The 17,879-nt window shown below is 41.9% G+C and carries 13 protein-coding genes and 1 pseudogene; 6 read left to right on the plus strand and 8 right to left on the minus strand.

Going from position 1 to position 17,879, the window contains the following annotated elements; translation table 11 throughout:
• Position 1: 1 nt before the first annotated feature.
• From tssJ to tssH, 7 genes and pseudogenes are all read right to left on the minus strand, one after another.
• A complete protein-coding gene (tssJ, locus tag J3U67_RS06690) occupies positions 2-538 on the minus strand; it encodes a type VI secretion system lipoprotein TssJ (protein WP_100141418.1) in 537 nt (178 codons plus the stop codon).
• Between the two features lie 150 nt (positions 539-688).
• Entirely contained in the window at positions 689-1,174 is a 486-nt protein-coding gene (locus J3U67_RS06695) for an Hcp family type VI secretion system effector (protein ID WP_100141419.1), read from the minus strand.
• Positions 1,175-1,271: 97 nt separating this feature from the next.
• A pseudogene (locus tag J3U67_RS09230) lies at positions 1,272-1,397 on the minus strand (STY0301 family protein); the annotation flags it as partial.
• 20 nt (positions 1,398-1,417) lie between these two features.
• Positions 1,418-1,717 carry an STY0301 family protein gene (locus J3U67_RS06700; protein WP_267404422.1) on the minus strand — a complete coding sequence of 100 codons (300 nt, stop codon included), beginning with the start codon at positions 1,715-1,717 and terminating at the stop codon, positions 1,418-1,420.
• A 140-nt stretch (positions 1,718-1,857) separates the two neighbouring features.
• Positions 1,858-3,369, minus strand: a complete 1,512-nt coding sequence (tssC, locus tag J3U67_RS06705; protein ID WP_100141421.1) for a type VI secretion system contractile sheath large subunit — start codon at positions 3,367-3,369, stop codon at positions 1,858-1,860.
• A gap of 47 nt (positions 3,370-3,416) precedes the next feature.
• A complete protein-coding gene (gene tssB / locus J3U67_RS06710; RefSeq protein ID WP_100141422.1) occupies positions 3,417-3,965 on the minus strand; it encodes a type VI secretion system contractile sheath small subunit in 549 nt (182 codons plus the stop codon).
• A gap of 74 nt (positions 3,966-4,039) precedes the next feature.
• Positions 4,040-6,691: a type VI secretion system ATPase TssH gene (gene tssH / locus J3U67_RS06715; protein ID WP_267404428.1), complete on the minus strand. Its 2,652-nt coding sequence runs from the start codon at positions 6,689-6,691 to the stop codon at positions 4,040-4,042.
• Positions 6,692-7,031: 340 nt separating this feature from the next.
• Here tssH and tagK point away from each other — a divergent pair, with 340 nt between their 5' ends.
• From tagK to J3U67_RS06745, 6 genes are read left to right on the plus strand one after another with little or no spacing between them, the layout of a single operon-like run.
• Complete coding sequence (gene tagK, locus J3U67_RS06720) at positions 7,032-8,000, plus strand: type VI secretion system-associated protein TagK (RefSeq protein ID WP_267404430.1); 969 nt, start codon at positions 7,032-7,034, stop codon at positions 7,998-8,000.
• Positions 7,978-8,808 (plus strand): type VI secretion system accessory protein TagJ, encoded by an 831-nt coding sequence (locus J3U67_RS06725; RefSeq protein WP_267404432.1) that lies wholly within the window; start codon positions 7,978-7,980, stop codon positions 8,806-8,808. Before tagK ends, J3U67_RS06725 begins: the two co-directional genes overlap by 23 nt.
• A 3-nt stretch (positions 8,809-8,811) precedes the next feature.
• A complete protein-coding gene (tssE, locus tag J3U67_RS06730; RefSeq protein WP_267404435.1) occupies positions 8,812-9,318 on the plus strand; it encodes a type VI secretion system baseplate subunit TssE in 507 nt (168 codons plus the stop codon).
• 10 nt (positions 9,319-9,328) lie between these two features.
• Positions 9,329-11,212, plus strand: coding sequence for a type VI secretion system baseplate subunit TssF (gene tssF, locus J3U67_RS06735; RefSeq protein WP_267404438.1), 1,884 nt, complete (start codon positions 9,329-9,331; stop codon positions 11,210-11,212).
• Positions 11,212-12,264, plus strand: a complete 1,053-nt coding sequence (tssG, locus tag J3U67_RS06740; protein ID WP_267404442.1) for a type VI secretion system baseplate subunit TssG — start codon at positions 11,212-11,214, stop codon at positions 12,262-12,264. The genes tssF and tssG overlap by 1 nt, the downstream gene beginning before the upstream one ends.
• The gene (locus J3U67_RS06745) at positions 12,227-13,360 is read left to right on the plus strand and encodes an ImpA family type VI secretion system protein (RefSeq protein ID WP_267404445.1); all 1,134 of its coding nucleotides are present in this window, start codon (positions 12,227-12,229) and stop codon (positions 13,358-13,360) included. Before tssG ends, J3U67_RS06745 begins: the two co-directional genes overlap by 38 nt.
• A 295-nt stretch (positions 13,361-13,655) precedes the next feature.
• On the opposite strand, the gene J3U67_RS06750 is transcribed toward J3U67_RS06745, so the two are convergent.
• The gene (locus J3U67_RS06750; protein WP_267404448.1) at positions 13,656-17,711 is read right to left on the minus strand and encodes an autotransporter outer membrane beta-barrel domain-containing protein; all 4,056 of its coding nucleotides are present in this window, start codon (positions 17,709-17,711) and stop codon (positions 13,656-13,658) included.
• Between the last annotated feature and the right edge of the window lie 168 nt (positions 17,712-17,879).

Below are 17,879 nucleotides of genomic sequence, written 5' to 3' on the forward strand. Positions count from 1 at the left end.
TTTAATCCACTTCAGTGACCACTATGGCCCTCTGTCCGATATTTATATCCAGCTTTGCTTTTTTCAGTGGCCACCATTCCCGATACCAAGTTGCATATGGAGCATCGGCCAGTCTGTAGGTTTCACGCCACTGAGAACGCGTAAGACTGCGGTAACCAGCCAATACGCCAATAACTGTCGTTTCAGGATTGGTTCTGCGCCGGATGGTTTTGATTTCTCCCGGCCGCAAGATAAATTCATCGCTTACGAGCAGATCATTACCTAGTACTGATTTATCATTATCCTGTAGTGTGTAAAAATCTGCAGATGTAAATGCGTTGTCATTTTTTAATTCGTATATGCGTACTTGAATAGGCGCAGCACGACCTTTTTCATCAGGATTAACATTGTCAGCAGCTTCAATATGCAATTCCAGACGTGTTTGTTCTTTTACATCCTGCACAGACCGGCAACCAACTACACTCAAAAACAAAATGCAGATTAAGATAAAGCGGCCAGTTCGATATAGTTCCCGATAACACTGATATATTTTATTCAAATTCCATCACCATTTATGGTAATGCCAGATAGCTATTTTCCGACCAAATTAGTCAATATCATCAGAGAATTTTTAGGCTCTCTGATGATCCTTATTGCATTGAAAAACAATTTGCCTTCAAACACATGACAGATGAGGCATTACTTAATCTTAGGCTTCTTTATTGGCCTTGATGTCGTATTGAGCAGTTACAGTACCGCCACTGCCGCCCTGCTGATTCTGTACAACATATTCCTGCTTCACTTTAGAGAAAGATAAACGCACCATTTCACGCGGATTCTGCTCATCAGTGCTGCTACCGGAAGGCATTACACTTGATACAATCAGGTCATTCATTGTGATTTTCAGGTATTCTAAAGGTGTTCCACCTGCTTTACGCATCACTAGTTTTGCTTCTGGAATATGCTTACCAGTTAAACAGTATTTCATTAGATTAGGACTGGAACGATCAATGTAATGTTCAAATTGCAGGTCATGAACCGTCGCCCGACCGGTACCCAAACCACTACCAGACTGCATAGAAGATTCCTGAGTGATTCCCCAGTTCCAGTTTAATACCTGAATTTCATTTTTATGTTGTGCATCCGGAGATTCTCCGTCAATGCCATCAATTTTCAAGAAAATGTCGTGTGCCATATTGGCTCCTTTGTTGTTTACTATTAAAGAAGTACTACATCATCCGCTTAGCGTCATACACGACTATCGCGGAAAAATTATTTATTGAAAAACTGAATTACTGACATTTTAGTTTTGCAAGTAATCCGCCCTGAGAATCTTTAGAATAAACTGCCCAGCAAACTTTCATAGTTGAATCAATGCTTCTAGTCAGTTGCACCTGATTATGGTTATATGAGCAGCTTAGCCAAGAACCTACGCAATCTAAATAAGCTTACTGTCTACTTCCCAAGCCGGATAATGCTTTTTACCCTTTACGACAATAGGTTGTGGTTTTAACTGAGCTAAATCAACAGGTTTTCCACTATAGACTCCTGCACCATCCAGTCTTAATAATGTGTCTTTGTATTTAGATACCACCCAATTAAGAGGCACTGACTCCAACTCCGGAATACCAGCTTTTACCTTAACAGACTCTGGACAAACCAGTTCGTAAGCAGCCGCTGTTTGCACAAAACCAAAACAGAATACAAACAACATATTGTTCAAGATTTTGCTTTTCATTTTCATTATTACTTTTCAATAATGCTGAAAATCTTCACGACTTTGCTGGCATCCGGATATCTGGAATCAACCTGTACTCATTTAATGTGGGCTCAGAAATAAATAGCTTTTATCTTATCTGGGTATTGATCAAAATCATGCTATTCAGTCGCTGTCTGTTTCACAGATGGCAACTTAGCAACCAGACGTAAAGAACCGGTTAAGCCTTCTAGCTGAAAGTGAGGCCGCAGGAAAAATTTAGCATCGTAATAACCAGGATTTCCTTCCACTTCTTCTACCACCACTTCAGCAGCAGCCAGCGGACGACGCGCTTTGGTTTCCTGTGAAGAATTTACCGGATCGGCATCAACATAATTCATAATCCATTCATTCAGCCAGCGCTGCATATCCTCACGCTCTTTAAATGAGCCGATTTTGTCACGTACAATACATTTCAAAAAATGCGCAAAGCGTGAGCAGGCAAATAGATAGGGTAAGCGTGCGGATAGATTGGCGTTGGCTGTTGCATCAGGATCGTAGTATTCCTGAGGTTTTTGCAAAGACTGAGCACCGATGAAAGCAGCATAATCTGTGTTTTTACGGTGAATCAGAGGAATAAAACCATTTTTAGATAATTCAGCTTCACGACGGTCTGAGATAGCAATTTCAGTCGGACATTTCATATCTACGCCACCGTCATCAGTAGGAAATGTATGACAAGGCAGATTTTCCACAGCACCACCAGACTCTACGCCGCGAATCATGGTACACCAACCGAAATTTTTAAATGACCGGTTGATATTGACACCCATTGCGTAAGCTGCATTGCTCCACACATATTTACGGTGATCAGACCCGTCTGTATCTTCTTCAAAATCGAATTCATCGACTGGATTGGTGTTAATACCGTATGGTAAGCGAGCAAGAAAGCGCGGCATCGCCAGACCAAGATAACGCGAATCTTCACTGGCACGTAAAGAATTCCACGGAGCATATTCCAAATTCTGGGTAACAATTTTAGTTAAATCACGTGGATTAGCTAGTTCCTGCCATGAATCCATTTGCAGCACAGAAGGTGAAGCACCTGCAATAAACGGCATATGTGAAGCAGAAGCCACTTTGGCTACCGAACCCAATAAATCAACATCCGGTGGGGTATGATCGAAATAATAGTCTGCAATCATGCAACCATAGGGTTCACCACCCAATTGTCCATATTCTTCTTCATAAATCTGTTTGAATAACGGACTTTGATCCCAAGCAATACCTTTAAACCGTTTCATGCTGCGCCGTAAATCATTTTTAGACAAATTCATGAAACGTATTTTCAGATGTTCATCCACCTCGGTATTAGAAACCAGATGAAACAAGCCACGCCAAGATGATTCCAGTTTCTGGAAAGCTTCATGATGCAGGATGAGATTAATTTGTTCGGAAAGCTTATGGTCGATTTCAGCGATAATAGCCTCGATACTTTTGTAGGCGTCATCACTGATGGTAACTGAGTGTGACAAAGCCTGTTCGGCTAATGTTTTCACTGCCTGTTCAACTGCTTTAGCTGCCTGATCAGTTTTTGGTTTGAATTCTTTGGTCAGTAAATTACTAAATTCGGATTGTGCAACTGGGCGCTCTGCCAGTGCAACATCTGATTGTTGTTGGGACTGCGTAGCCATGAATGCTCCTCAATCAATACGTACAAATAGACTTTGAACTTGGGTTATTATTCGGTATCAGCAGATGCTGAAGCTTGGTTATCTCCTGCTGCAGGCTGGGGTTTAGGTGCTTTGGCTAATGCCTGTAGAAGACTAGGATTCTGTAACAGCTGGTTAACCAGATTCTCTGCTCCGGATTTACCATCCATATAAGTCTGCAGGTTTGCCAGCTGAGTACGTGCATCCAGTAATTGTTTGAGTGCATCAACTTTCTGAGCCACTCTTGCCGGAGAAAAATCTTCCATACTTTCGAAAGTGATATCTACCATCAGCTGCCCTTCACCAGATAGGGTATTCGGTACAGCAAAAGCGACACGTGGTTGAATGGCTTTCATTCGCTCATCAAAATTATCAATATCAATGGTTAGGAATTTACGCTCCCCAACCGGCGGCAAGTCTTCTGCCGGTTTACCGGATAAATCAGCAAGCACTGCCATTACAAATGGCAATTCAATTTTTTTCTCAGAACCATAAATCTCTACGTCATATTCTATTTGTACTCTTGGTGCACGATTACGCTGAATAAATTTCTGGGCACTGTTGTTAAATACCGCCATTTCTGCTTCCTTTTCTTTTATCAATCACTACCGGTCTGCACCGGTCATTAAGGTTACTGCTTTACGATGTTTGACTAGACAGGTACAACCGAAAAAATAATTGGATTTTCAGTATGGCTAGGGTCAATACTTATATTGATAGATTCCACAGCTTTTTTTTCTGTTAAAGCCTGAAGCCAGTAGCGTGAAAGAGCTGGCAAAATATGCTGTTCGATATATCCGATGAGTAATCTAGCACCTGTTTCATGCATAGGGCAGTGCTGTACAATATGCTCTACCAATGCCTCGTCATAATTTAATGCAATACCGTGCTGTTCACGCATTCTTAGTACGATACGGTTGAGGTGCAGGCGAGCAATACTGCTCAGTGCTTCATCTGCTAATGGCAAATAAGGAATAATGGTTAGCCGACCAATAAATGCTGCCGGAAAATGTTTACGTAACTCCGGCATCAGCACTTCTTTCAGCGTTGACCAATCCGGGGCGAGTGCTGGGTCATCATATAATTGAGAAACCAGATCAGAGCCTACGTTACTGGTCATCAGAATGACGGTGTTTTTAAAGTCAATATTTAAGCCCTCGCCATCCTCCATCATGCCTTTATCAAAGACTTGATAAAAAATTTCATGTACATCGCGATGGGCTTTTTCTATCTCATCCAGCAATACCACACTATATGGCCGTCGACGTACCGCTTCGGTAAGGACGCCACCTTCACCATAGCCAACATAGCCTGGAGGTGCACCTTTAAGAGTAGAGACAGTGTGCGCTTCCTGAAACTCACTCATATTGATGGTGATCAGGTTTTGCTCACCACCGTACATGGCTTCAGAGAGTGCCAGCGCCGTTTCGGTTTTACCAACACCAGAAGGGCCTACCAGCAAAAAGACGCCAACCGGCTTATTAGGATCTGTTAAACCACAGCGTGCGGTCTGGATACGTTCTCCGATCTGGTCAAGCGCATCATCCTGCCCCACTACACGCTGCGCCAGATTAACAGAAAGATTCAGTACGGCTCCCACCTCATCCTTGACCATCCTACCAACCGGAATACCAGTCCAGTCAGAGACAATTGCAGCCACAACGCTTTCGCTAACTTCTGGAAAAACTACTGGGACATCACCTTGTAACGCTCGTAAAGCTGTTTCAATTTCTGACAGTTGCTCCAAAAGAGCCTTATCATCATTGTTCTGACAGCATGCACGTGCAGCTATTAATTTATCTACAGCTTGCAGCTCCTGTTGCCAACGTGCTTCTTCGGTTTCCAGCTCAACTGAAAGTGCTTCTATACGCAGTTCTACTTCAGTCAACTCCCCTGTAAACAAACCAATACGTTGTTGTTTACTTAATAGATCCAGTTCAGTTTGTGCAGCGCTTAGCTGCTGACGCAGGTATTGCACGGTACTGGGTGGCGTGTGCAACGACAGACCAACCCTTGCACACGCTGTATCCAGAAGGCTAATGGCTTTGTCTGGCAATTGGCGTGATGGAATATAACGATGGGATAATTTAACTGCAGCTCTCACTGCCTCATCCATCACAATTACGCCATGATGGTTTTCAAATGTTGAAACCAGACCGCGGACCATATTAATGGCCGCAGCTTCTTCCGGTTCGGCTACTTGTAAAACCTGAAACCGGCGCGTTAGAGCTGGATCCTTTTCAATATGCCGTTTATATTCACTCCATGTTGTAGCACCAATGGTACGTAAAGTACCCCTTGCCAGAGCAGGTTTTAGCAGATTTGCTGCATCACCGGTACCAGAAGTTCCTCCTGCGCCCACCAGAGTGTGGACTTCGTCAACAAATATTATGATTGGGTTTGCTGAATGGCTAGCCTCTTCCAATACTGATTTTAAACGTGATTCAAATTCACCCTTCATACTGGCACCAGCCAGTAATGCACCCACATCTAAGGACAATAATCTTACTTCTGAAAGACTCGGTGGCACTTCCCCGTGGGCAATAGCCAAAGCAAATCCTTCTACTACAGCGGTTTTGCCTACACCGGCTTCTCCCGTTAATAAAGGATTATTCTGACGACGGCGCAACAAAATATCTATCATGGTGCGTATTTCATGCTCACGACCGATAACTGGATCTATCCGACCCTGTTTTGCTTCTTCTGTCAGGTCTGTACAATATCTTGCCAGAGCAGATTTACTATCTTGACTATTATCCATTAACGACTGACTGGCTTCACCAGGAATGGCAGCTGCATAGCCAGCATCATCGTAAGGACGATCCTGAGATTCAGGGGACTGCTTAATTATTTCAGGTAATGATTCTGCTAATTCTTCCTGAGGAATTTTGGTAAATTCGCCAGAAACTCCTGTCAATACACGACGCAATTCAGGCGTCAGTACCAAAGCGGCAAATAACCAAGCTCCTCGAATTTTATAATCTTTAAACGTGAGAGTAGCGTAAACCCACGCCCGCTCAATTGCTAAATCTATATGGTGGGAAAAATCACTGATTGAACTTGCTCCAGATGGCAGCAAAAGCAGGTTACGTGAAATATCCTGCTCAATTTTGGCGATATCCGCTTCATAATGCCGCAGTATTCGAATAACATCGCCATCATTTTCCTGCATGAGCTGGTGTACCCAATGTACGAGCTCAACATAAGGATTTCCACGTAATTTACAAAATGTTGTAGCCGATTCAATAGAGCGGAACAGTGTTGTATTAAGTTTACCAAATAGAGCTTGGCGGGAAATGTCCATATTTGTTTACCAGTATCCTTTATTTTGTTTTTAAAAGGAGAAAACAAACAACATACCTAAAATTTCATTAAAATTATAACATTTCTTAAACATTATGAAGTTAATTTAAAATTTAACATGTAAAACTTAAGGATGCAAGAATAATTCTTGATTTTGTTTTTATAAACAAGGATAATTCATGCATACATCCCGAATTACTGTAATATTGCTTAACACATTTATACAGAAATACAATATTATTAATAAATATTAGTGCAGAGATTACCAATAGCTTTTGTAGAAAGTTAACTCATGGTCTCAGGTCTAGCAGAGAACAAACAATTACTACCTGAAAGACGTTATGGAAAATTCACTTCTATTAAGTCTTGATTACTGCCGTGGAATTAAAGTTGGTCAGGTTTATGAAATAAAAAAATTTGCATTTTTTTCCGAAACCTCGATTTATAGTATTCAAACAGAATCACCTGCAACAGAAAATCTAGCATTAAGTATTCGTCAGTCAGCAAGCGGCTGGCAACTACTTAACCTTTCTCAAAATGTTCACTGCGCAGTAAATGGAATGCCGATTGCATCAGATAATTGGTGTCTTTTGCATGATGGCGATATTTTTGAATGGGGATTATCAATCTGGCAAATTAATCCCGCTCAACAGTTTACTTCAGAGATCGAAACTGAAACACTCAACAAAAACAATGCCGATTACAAAATTATGCCATTAGATTTAAAATGGTTTGACTCACATTTGCTTTCTCAGCAGAAAGATGAAAATCCATTCAGTCTGGTGATGCCAAGCCTGCCTTATGAACTATTGGAAAGTACTGAATATCAGACAAAAGATTCGACATTAGAAGAATCTCCTGCTGAGGCCATTTTTCTGGATTTATTACACGAATATCGTCAGGCACTTGACACACCACAGCTATCAGTAAATGAGCATTTCTGGCAGGAAAGATTACTAAAAAATGATGTCAGTAGTTCTGCATCCACTGTTAATCTAACCGATCTCTCAGGCAATTTGGACCCGTTAATGACCTTACAGGACATTGTTTCTGGGCCACTAAACATTGATGATGTCTTTAACGGCCTTGACAGCCTCAGAGAAGCTGAGCTGTTCAAAACAGAAGAAATACCCGAAATTTTGCATTTATTCGCTCCGGGCTGGCAACAGCAGAATAGTCATGCACATATGCCACCCACATTAACCAGAAAAGAGCATCATGCCGTTAGCGTAGACAGTCATTATCGCATGTCACAATTTGCTGACAGTCACCAAAAGGATTTTAAGGATGAGCAAGACACACCGAAATGATGAACATTTTTCTACGCTGCAAGCATGGATAGCCAACCGATCTCTGACTGATGTCATACAGGAAACTGAACAACAAATCAAAACTAAACCTACAGACCATGTTCAGCGTTGGTTGTTATTTCAATTACTTTGTCTGAAGGGAGACTGGCAGCGGGCGCTGAAGCAATTACAAGCATGTGCTCAGATGCAATCTGATTTTGAACAACAGGCCCAAGCTTTCCGAGGATTAATTGCATGTGAAATATATCGCAAGGAGTGTTTTTCTGGTCAAAAACGTCCGGGATTCATCCAGCAACAACCCGAATGGGTAGATTTGTTACTTGATGCAATTGCTTTAAATCAGACTGACAATGAGACAAAAGCGGATGAAATGAGAGAAGCAGCATTGGGTTCAGCTAAAGATGTTTCCGGTACTATCGACCCAGGTGGTAAATTCTCATGGATTGCAGATAGTGATACATGGCTTGGTCCAACCATTGAGCTCGTAATCGGTAGTATCTATACATGGCTTCCATTCGAACAGATCAGCTCTGTTTCTTCCACACGTCCCCACTCTATTCTGGATTTAATTTGGAAACCCGCCTTAATAACACTTACAGATGGTTCAGAACATCACGCGTTTCTGCTTGGTCGCTGCTGTGGTTCGGAATCAGAAAGTGAATCGCTGATGTTATGCCGTGAAACTATCTGGAAGGAGCATGGGGAAACCTCTGTAAGGGCTTTAGGGCAAAAAACATGGCAAACAGATCACGGAGATATCGGCATTCTTGACATCACTTCATGTGAATTTGTGACTGATAAAGGGTAATAAATGGCTGAACAATTCCCCCCTTTACGCCCGAAGACTCATCTCTTACCTACATTGTTTGATCGCCTACGGGATGATGCACCCACTCGTAAGACTGAAACATCTGAGAATTATACAGTTTCTTCTGAACGGTTACGGGCAATAGTTCAGCGAGATCTGATGTATCTACTCAATACCACTAATCTGGAAGATGAGATTGATTTACGTTTGTATCCACAGGTAGCTGCTTCTGTAGTCAACTATGGCGTGCCTCCTATTGCTGGTCAATATATGCATGAGCACAAATGGATTGATATTGAGAAAGCTATTCGGCGTGCAATTCTGCGTTTTGAACCAAGATTGGAGACTTCTTCATTAGGTGTTGCTCCATTAATGAAAGATGAATCCAAATTAAATTACAATGTCTTATTATTTGAAATACGCGGACGCATTCTCACTGAACCATACCCTACTTCATTTGTTGTCCAAAGTGCATTTGATCTTGAAACCAACAGAATAAGTATTATCTGATAGAAAAATCATGGATCCGTTATTACTAGACTATTACAACAAAGAACTCACTTTCATGCGTGAAATGGCCGCTGAGTTTTCGCGGCAACACCCCAAAATTGCAAAACGTCTGGGTATGCAGGGTATTGAAATAGCGGATCCCTATGTAGAAAGGATGATAGAGGCTTTCTGTTTTCTCACAGCACGCACACAATTAAAAATAGACGCTGAATTTCCGCGATTTACCCAACGTCTGCTGGAAGTCATTTATCCGAATTATGTCACACCCACCCCATCAATGGCGGTAGCACAGCTTCATCCCAGCCATTCGGAAGGTGATTTCCACCAAGGATTTAAGGTACCCAGACATTCTACTTTTCGTGCCGGTATTCCAGTAGGAGAAAACACAGTTTGTGAATTTCGCAATAGTCAGGAAGTTACATTATGGCCAATCCAGATCATTGAAGCCAGATTAACCGGGGCACCGCCTGACATGCCGATGCTCAACCGTTATCTGCCGGCTCACACTAAAGTAACCGGTGCCTTACGTCTGACCTTACGCACATTTGGTGAAATCAACTTTAATCAGATTAAAGGTTTGGATCGCTTACCTATTTATCTGTGTGGTGAAGACAGAATTGCATCTCATCTGTTTGAATTATTGCATACCAGTGCCGTTGCAACGGTAGCCGGTTATCCGGGAAGTTTCACGGGAGCATTAGACATTAATGTAAAAAATGCGGTCGTGCATGAAGGGTTGGAACCGGGAGAAGGGTTACTACCGCTTACATGGGATGTTTTCCATGGACATAATTTGTTGCATGAATATTTTAGCTGTCCAGAACGGTTTTATTTTTTTACACCGACAGGTCTATCCAATGGTCTGAGCAAAATCAATGCTAATGTAGCTGAAATTATCATTCTGCTGGATCGCATTCCGGATAGCTGGCTAATTAATCAAACCAGTACAGAACAATTTGCTTTGTTTTGTACACCACTAATTAATCTTTTCCGTAAACGTACAGACAGGATAGAACTGGATACAGCCCGCACTGAGTTACATCTGGTTGCGGACAGATCTCGGCCACTTGATTATGAAATTTATACAATTGAAACTGTCCACGGACTGAAACCACAGACTACAGAAGAACTAAATTTTCGCCCGCTTTATAACTCTCTTAATAACGACGAAGGTAATTACGGCCGATATTTCTCCCTACGTCGTGAACAACGCAAACTATCCGACAATGCCCGAAAATATGGTACCCGTACTAGTTATATTGGGACAGAAATTTTTCTGTCTTTGGTAGACCAGAATGAAGCACCTTATCCTGAATATCTGCGTTATCTTTCGGCTACCGCATGGTTAACCAATCGTGATCTGGCAACATTGGTTCCACGCAATGGTATTGATGATCTTTCCATTGATGATTCCGTACCAGTTGAAAGTATCGGACTCATCCGTGCACCACGCCCACCGCTGGCGCCATTTGCAGAACGGGAGCTGGCATGGCGTCTTATAAGGCAACTGTCTTTCAATTATTTACCATTGTCTGATATGGCTCATCGCCCAGGGGGTCAGGCATTACGGGATATGCTAAGACTGTTTGTACCAACACATGACAGCCCACAACTGCGCCAAATACAAAGTTTGATAGGAGTCAAAACTGAACCAGTAACCCGACGTTTACCTGGTGCAGGTCCTTTGGTATACGGAAGAGGTGTCAAATGCGAGCTGACAATTGACGAAGACGGATTTTCCGGCATTAGTCCTTATCTGTTTGGATTAGTAATGGAGCACTACTTATCGCGTCATGTTGCCATCAATACGTTCACACAAACTGCTTTGCATAGTATCCAGCGTGGTCAGATTGCGCTTTGGCCGGTACGGATGGGCGGTAGGGGTGCAATCTAATGAAAGAGATGGACAGTTCGCCCAATACAGATAAAAAAAAATGGCAAGACATTCTGCATAAGGCTAGCGAGAAGCCATGGCGTTATGGGTATTTAAGTCTGATGCGTTTTTTTGGTGCTCAATATCCGCTTCAGCTACCAATAGGTGATGCTGTACGACCACAGCAAGAACCGTATCGGCTGGGACAATCACCATCACTGATTTTTGCTCCACGCGAAATTGCTTCAACTTCTTTAACATCAGAAGGAAAATTTCGTATTCAATTATTCGGATTGGGATTGTGGGGAGCCAATGGTCCTTTGCCGATGCATTATACTGAAATTGCCCTGAGCCGACGCGACAGTAACCGTGACAGCACATTAGTAGATTTTGCTGATCTATTTCACCATCGCTACCTGACCCAATTCTATAGTGCGTGGCAAAGCGCTCAGTCTGCTGGCGGTGGACTGGATAGACAGGACGCTGAAGAATTTTCTTTTTTTATAGCCAGCCTTAGTGGTCAGAGCCTGGAAGAATTTGCTGAAAGCCCCTTGCCATCTCATCCCAGATTAGCGGCAGGAGCACATTTAGTGCGCGAAGCCCGTAATCCAGATGGAATGACATCAACACTGTCTCATTATTTTGGCGTACCCTTTACCCTTGAAGAATACGTATTACACTGGATTGCCGTTGCGCCCGAAGAACGTACCCGTCTGGGTATACCCGGACCCGCATCAGTGATAGGAGAAGGCGCATTAGTAGGACAGATGGTACCAGATCGACAGCATAAATTCCGCTTAACTATTGGCCCATTGAATTTGGATAATTACTTACATTTTTTACCTAACGGACGCGACTTACCACGCTTAATCGAATGGGTCAGGGCGTTTATCGGATATGAATATGAGTGGGAAATACAACTACAACTGAATCCGCGTTCAGCCCCTCCAGCGCAAATGAGTTCTGACCAGCGTTTAGGATGGACTACCTGGCTGGGTCAGTCTATGAATGATCTTCCAGTGGCGGGTATGACGTATGAACCAGAACAATATTCCAGCATCAGACAGTTGTGAGAAAAAGATGAGCAATAAAAATATAAAACAGAAACACCAATATGCAGACTTGCTTGCTCCCGTTTCTGCAGAACAGCCATGTGGCAGTAATCTCGAATATGACCCAGAATTTCTGCTGTTACTTTCTAAATCTACCGAACAACCTGAAGCTCAATATGGTGATTTCGTTAACAAACCGGAAGGAATTAACTGGAATGAAGTTGAACGCGATGCACTAAGATTGTTGCTACGGACTAAAGACATCCGAATTTATATTATCTTTCTGCGCAGCAGAATCCAGTTGAATGGAGCCAAAGGTCTTCTTGAAGGATTAAGTTTACTTGAAGAGGCCTGCACCACTTATTCACAGGAAATATATCCACAGATTGAATCAGATGAAAATGGTGATGAAGAGGATGCGGCACTGGTTCGCAGTAATGCGCTTGCCGGTCTGACAGACCCGCAAGGTGTTATGGCAGATATTCGCGGGATTGTCCTGTCTAGTAATGCGGCATTGCGATTACAAATTCGGGATGTAGAGCGCTCTTTATCAATTCCCCGTCCGGCTGATGCTCTGGCTCCAGACTCCGTACGACGGCAATTGCTTGATTTGCGTCTGCGAAATACACCGGCGCTGATAGCACTAGATGAAGTGCTACCAATTGTAGAAAAATTGCAAACATGGGCCGATGAGAATTTAAAACTCAATGCACCGGATTTTAGTTCGCTGAAAAAAATATTGAGCTATTTTCAGGATAATGAGAACCGATCTGCCCCCAAAAGAGAAACACCCGAAGAAAATAACCTACCAGAACAAAACAACACCCATATTGATAACGCACCTGAAATTATAAAAGAAGATGTAGATTCTTCTCTTAATCACGAATCCCTTACAAATGATGTTTTACAAGAACTGATGCCTGTAGCTATTGCCGACCGTTATGACGCCCTTCAGCGCATTGAGGATATACGTCACTGGTTTGAAGCCAACGAGCCCAGCAGCCCTACTATCCCCCTCCTGCGTCAAGCAGAACGCATGGTGGGTAAACGCTTTTCCGAAGTAATCAATGCCATACCACTCGAGTTATTGCAAAAATGGGATGAAGAAGAATCGTAAATTTTATATTTTCTTTACTGATTGACGTTTAAAGCTTCATACTTAATTTTAATTAAACTTTATCGCATAAATTCATTAGTAACGGGATTCTTACCTTCGATATATGCCGTATAGGTGTTAAAAAATTATTATCAACCTGAATTACCAGAAATATTGTTTAACAGTAGTATTATTCAAGCCTATATTGTTATGATACTTTATTAATTAAATTATCAAAAAAATCATAGAATAGAAAAAGGACTGAATCAATCTGCGATTCAGTCCTACTCACTTCATGTACTTAAATCAATGATAGTTACCAGTTTACCCTCAGTCCCACTGAACCATTAACCGGTGACTTCACATGTGCATCATTACCATTAGACCAGGTATGGCCGATTTCGCCATATGCTTTTACTTTATCAGTAATTTCATAGCTTCCTCCGATGGCCATTTCAGTATTAGCATGAGAAGCACCAGTACGCAATGTTGTAGAGGCAGCTTTAGTTGCAAAACTGCTGGTATCTGCACCATTAGGAGAATAGAAGAAATTTAAACGCGCATAAGGTCGCAGTACACCTTTATTCACCGGATAGTTTCTTTCTAAACGTCCACCCAAACGGAATAACCATGCATTGTCATGATCCTGTTTAACTTTGGTATTACCACTGACATTAATATCATTCAGATCTAACCATTGATGCATAATTTGTGCCTGAGGTTCGAACTTCCAGCTACTGCTGCCAAGTGCAAATGGCTGGCCTACTTCTACAGAAGCCGTGATACCGTGGCCTTTCTGTTTACTGTTTGATGCATTATCCGGCTTGATATCAGCATTGTGGCGTGCGCCCTGCAGCACTACATCCAGATAGGTTCCACTATCTCGGGTATAGTTACCATATGCGCCTAGGAAATAGGACTTGGTGCTGTTTTTACCAACTTTGCCATCTACTCCACTGGCAAAACCATCTACATCCAGATTACCGTGTAAATAGCCCAGATAGCCACCAACTCTCAGGCCATTACTGGTCCAAACATCACTGCCTAGTTGTAAACCGGCGTAATTACCCTTACTGCGAACATCAGCTACACCGCTCTGACGAATATCGCTGCGATTCGCAATCACTCGGCCCCATGCCTTGCGTTCATCTGGAGCAGGTGTCGCACCAATCCGCTTATGCATATCCGCTAGCATCAGACTATCAGCCTGACGCAGCTGAGCCCCTACAGCACTTAATAATGGTACTTCCTTACGATATGCAGTTTTGGGTTTTGTTTTGTTTCCAGTATCAGGAATTTTTTCAGATAACAAATTCCATTTATTATCTTCACTTTTTTTCAGGCGGTATTCATAAGCACCCGCATCAACATGATCACGAAGCAAGGTAAACACTTCACCATCAGCTTTGCCATCTGCTGAAACGATTTCAACCCCTTTTGTACCGGCAGTATTGGCTCCCAGCCCACTTACATCAGTGAAATCAATCGCAGTCCTACCCGTGGCATCTCCCGTAATATGTAATTTATCAGCCTGATTCTGTTTTGGCGTCACTTCCATAAGCAGCTTACTGCCTTTATTACCGTGATAGTTACCCTGAATAGTGAGGCGGTCACCCCCATTACCGTTCACCATATTAATGCTACCGGAATTTTTAACATTACCTTTTACGGCCACTTCGTGCGGTGAATCTTCCGTAGCACTATTTGAAACATTATCAAGCTTTAATTCGGATCCAGAACCAATATTGAGGTTTTGGGTATTCAGATTGCCTGTTAATGTCAGTTTAGCTGATTCTCCCAGATTAATATCTTCCCAGTTTATAATGCCTACCTCTCCATTTCGAGAAGATTCTGAAGAACCACGCAGACTGGTATTGAGATACAGTTTATCAGTACTGCTATCTGGCCCGGTATCATTATCGTTGCCACCATCCAGCACAGTCACTCCAGAAATATCTGAGCCATTATTGATAGTAAGCGTATCGTTGCCTTTACCAAGATTAATTTGGCCAGCAACTTTAGCACCACCATTTAAAATAACATTAGCATCATTATCACCATCTATAATCGCTACCCCTGACACGGCAGAAACATCTGCACCACGGTTCAGAGTAATATTACTAATCCCTGCAGTTTTTTCGGTTGTATAAGAAACAATACCATTTGGAATATTAGTAGCAATACCTGCACCACTACCCCCCGTCACCTTACCGGCAACACCAACTGTAATATTGCCACCAGTTGCATTAACAGCAGTGATACCGTCTGTACCACCAGTAATATTTCCGGCAGTTTGATCTACTTTGATATCTGTCTTAGCGCCCGTGTCACTCCAGTTTATATTGTTTGCTTGAATACCAGCGCCTTTGGTTCCTGTTACATTTGCTGCAGTTGTAATTACTGTTGAACCTTTGCCTGTATTGGTTGCCAATATTCCGTTCTGGTCTCCTTTAATCTCACCTCTGGTCTGGGTAATAGTGATGGCATTGGCCGTTTCACCATTGAAAGCAGAAATACCACTTCCATATTCTCCCGGTCCAGTAGCTATCACTGTTCCTACTGTGGTGATGGAGGTTGAACCTATGCCAAAATTATTTGCACTGATGCCGCCTGCTGTGCCCAGAATTTTACTGCTTTCCGCCAACTGACTTATATTTAGGTCAGTGGTATTTTCTCCATCATTTAATACATTAATACCTATACCAGTACCATATTCAGTTTCTGGTTTGTCAGCTTCCTGAAATTGAGTGCCTGTTGCACTCACATTGCCACTCACCTGAATATTAACCGCACCCGATTCGTAGTTGTTGGCATCTATACCACTAGCAACACCTTTGATTTCACCACTTTGCTGAACAATATTGATACCGCCTAAATATGCTTGTCCATTTTCATCACCGGCTTTTGTTGCGACTTTTTTATTTAAAGCAAATGCTGAACTTGTATCTTCACCGCTTTCATCAATATCTGAAACTGGTGCTGTACCTGATACAACCTGAATTCCGGCTCCAGTTTTACCTTCTACTTTACCGGCTGTAGTCACTGAAACTTTTCCACCAGTTTCATTAACAGCAGTAATACCATCTGTACCACCAATAATGCTTCCGGCAGTTTGATTAATAATGATATCGGTCTTCGATTTGGTTTCTGCTCTTGTTTCAGTATCAGGATAATCAAAGTTCATATTAGTAACATCGATACCGGCGTCTTTATTACCAGTAACATTTCCTGCAGTAGTGATTTCGGTATTGCCTTGGCCGAAATTACTTGCAGATATGCCTTTTTCTTTACCTTTAATATTTCCTGAAGTCTGGTTTATATGGATTGCTTTGGCTGTTTGAGTATTGGAAGCGGCAATACCAATACCATTTTCTGCTATGCCATCAGCAATTACCGTGCCAGCAGTAGTAATCGTGGTAGAACCAACACCTGAATTGGATGCCGTAATTCCTGTTGCTCCACCTTGAATTAAACTGGCGGCTGAAGACTGAGTTATATTCAGGTCCGTAGCGTTTTTATTATTTATGGCAATAATACCACTACCAGAATTATATCGTTCACTGTCTGGATTTTCAGGATCTTCCGGAATGGTTGCATTACCAGTTGAGCTTACATTACCGGCTATATCAATATTTGTTGCTCCCTTACCCTGATTATTTACTACAATTCCGTTAACTGAACCTTCAATTTTACTGGGAGCTGACTGCGTGATAGTCACATCTTGAGTTTTTTCACCACTATCTGCGTAGACGGCTGTTGTTGCTGCTATTGTTCCTGCAATATTAATTTTGGTAGAACCAGTACCATTATTAGATGCCATAATACCGGTGTTTTTAGCTTTAATGATGCTGCTTTCTTCCTGATTGACTGTAAGATTAGTTGCTTGTTCAGAGTTAGTCATGCTAACCGCATCATCAAATAGAAAATTTTCATCTGTTGATTCAGCAGGATCCTCGGAAGAAGGAAAAAATAAATTTCCTGAAGAAATAACATCTCCTTTTATATTAACAGTGGTTTCTCCAGTTCCGTTATTCAACCCCCAAATACTACCCAAATCCCCTTTTCTCTCAAGTTCTACTCTAATATTCTGGCCATCTTTCAAATTAAAGACTTCAAAAGGGAGGGCTGGAGAGCCTATACCATTATCCGAATCAATATTGCCAATAAACACAATATCTTTTCCGTTGGCTTTATCTTTATCTGAAATTACCAAGTCTTCTGCTGCGGAAGCAACATTTGCACTTAATGCGAGTGCACCTAGCAAGGTAAGTACTTTAACTCCTACAACTTTTCCACTTTTGCGAGCCAATTCTGAAGTCACCACATAAGCATGTTCTCTGGCATTCCAGATAAGTTTATATATTTTATTCATAAATCAATCTATCTATAATTGTAAGTTGGTCTTTGTTAACACTATATAAATATAATGCAATTTATATTAACATTTAATTATATTATAAATCAAACCTATATTTTGGCTTAAAAAATACATCTATTGATACATATCAATTAAATTTTAATTGATATTTAAGTTTATTTT

Source organism: Snodgrassella sp. B3837 (assembly GCF_026535955.1).
In the GTDB taxonomy this organism is placed as follows: Bacteria; Pseudomonadota; Gammaproteobacteria; order Burkholderiales; family Neisseriaceae; genus Snodgrassella; species Snodgrassella alvi_E.

Bases quoted from the DNA above. Each gene is read 5' to 3' on its own strand.
- J3U67_RS06700 (WP_267404422.1), bottom strand. From the start codon at position 1,717: ATGAAAAGCAAAATCTTGAACAATATGTTGTTTGTATTCTGTTTTGGT.
- tssF (WP_267404438.1), top strand. From the start codon at position 9,329: ATGGATCCGTTATTACTAGACTATTACAACAAAGAACTCACTTTCATG.
- tssB (WP_100141422.1), bottom strand. From the start codon at position 3,965: ATGGCGGTATTTAACAACAGTGCCCAGAAATTTATTCAGCGTAATCGT.
- tssG (WP_267404442.1), top strand. From the start codon at position 11,212: ATGAAAGAGATGGACAGTTCGCCCAATACAGATAAAAAAAAATGGCAA.
- tssC (WP_100141421.1), bottom strand. From the start codon at position 3,369: ATGGCTACGCAGTCCCAACAACAATCAGATGTTGCACTGGCAGAGCGC.
- tssE (WP_267404435.1), top strand. From the start codon at position 8,812: ATGGCTGAACAATTCCCCCCTTTACGCCCGAAGACTCATCTCTTACCT.
- tssH (WP_267404428.1), bottom strand. From the start codon at position 6,691: ATGGACATTTCCCGCCAAGCTCTATTTGGTAAACTTAATACAACACTG.
- J3U67_RS06750 (WP_267404448.1), bottom strand. From the start codon at position 17,711: ATGAATAAAATATATAAACTTATCTGGAATGCCAGAGAACATGCTTAT.
- J3U67_RS06695 (WP_100141419.1), bottom strand. From the start codon at position 1,174: ATGGCACACGACATTTTCTTGAAAATTGATGGCATTGACGGAGAATCT.
- J3U67_RS06725 (WP_267404432.1), top strand. From the start codon at position 7,978: ATGAGCAAGACACACCGAAATGATGAACATTTTTCTACGCTGCAAGCA.
- J3U67_RS06745 (WP_267404445.1), top strand. From the start codon at position 12,227: ATGAACCAGAACAATATTCCAGCATCAGACAGTTGTGAGAAAAAGATG.
- tagK (WP_267404430.1), top strand. From the start codon at position 7,032: ATGGAAAATTCACTTCTATTAAGTCTTGATTACTGCCGTGGAATTAAA.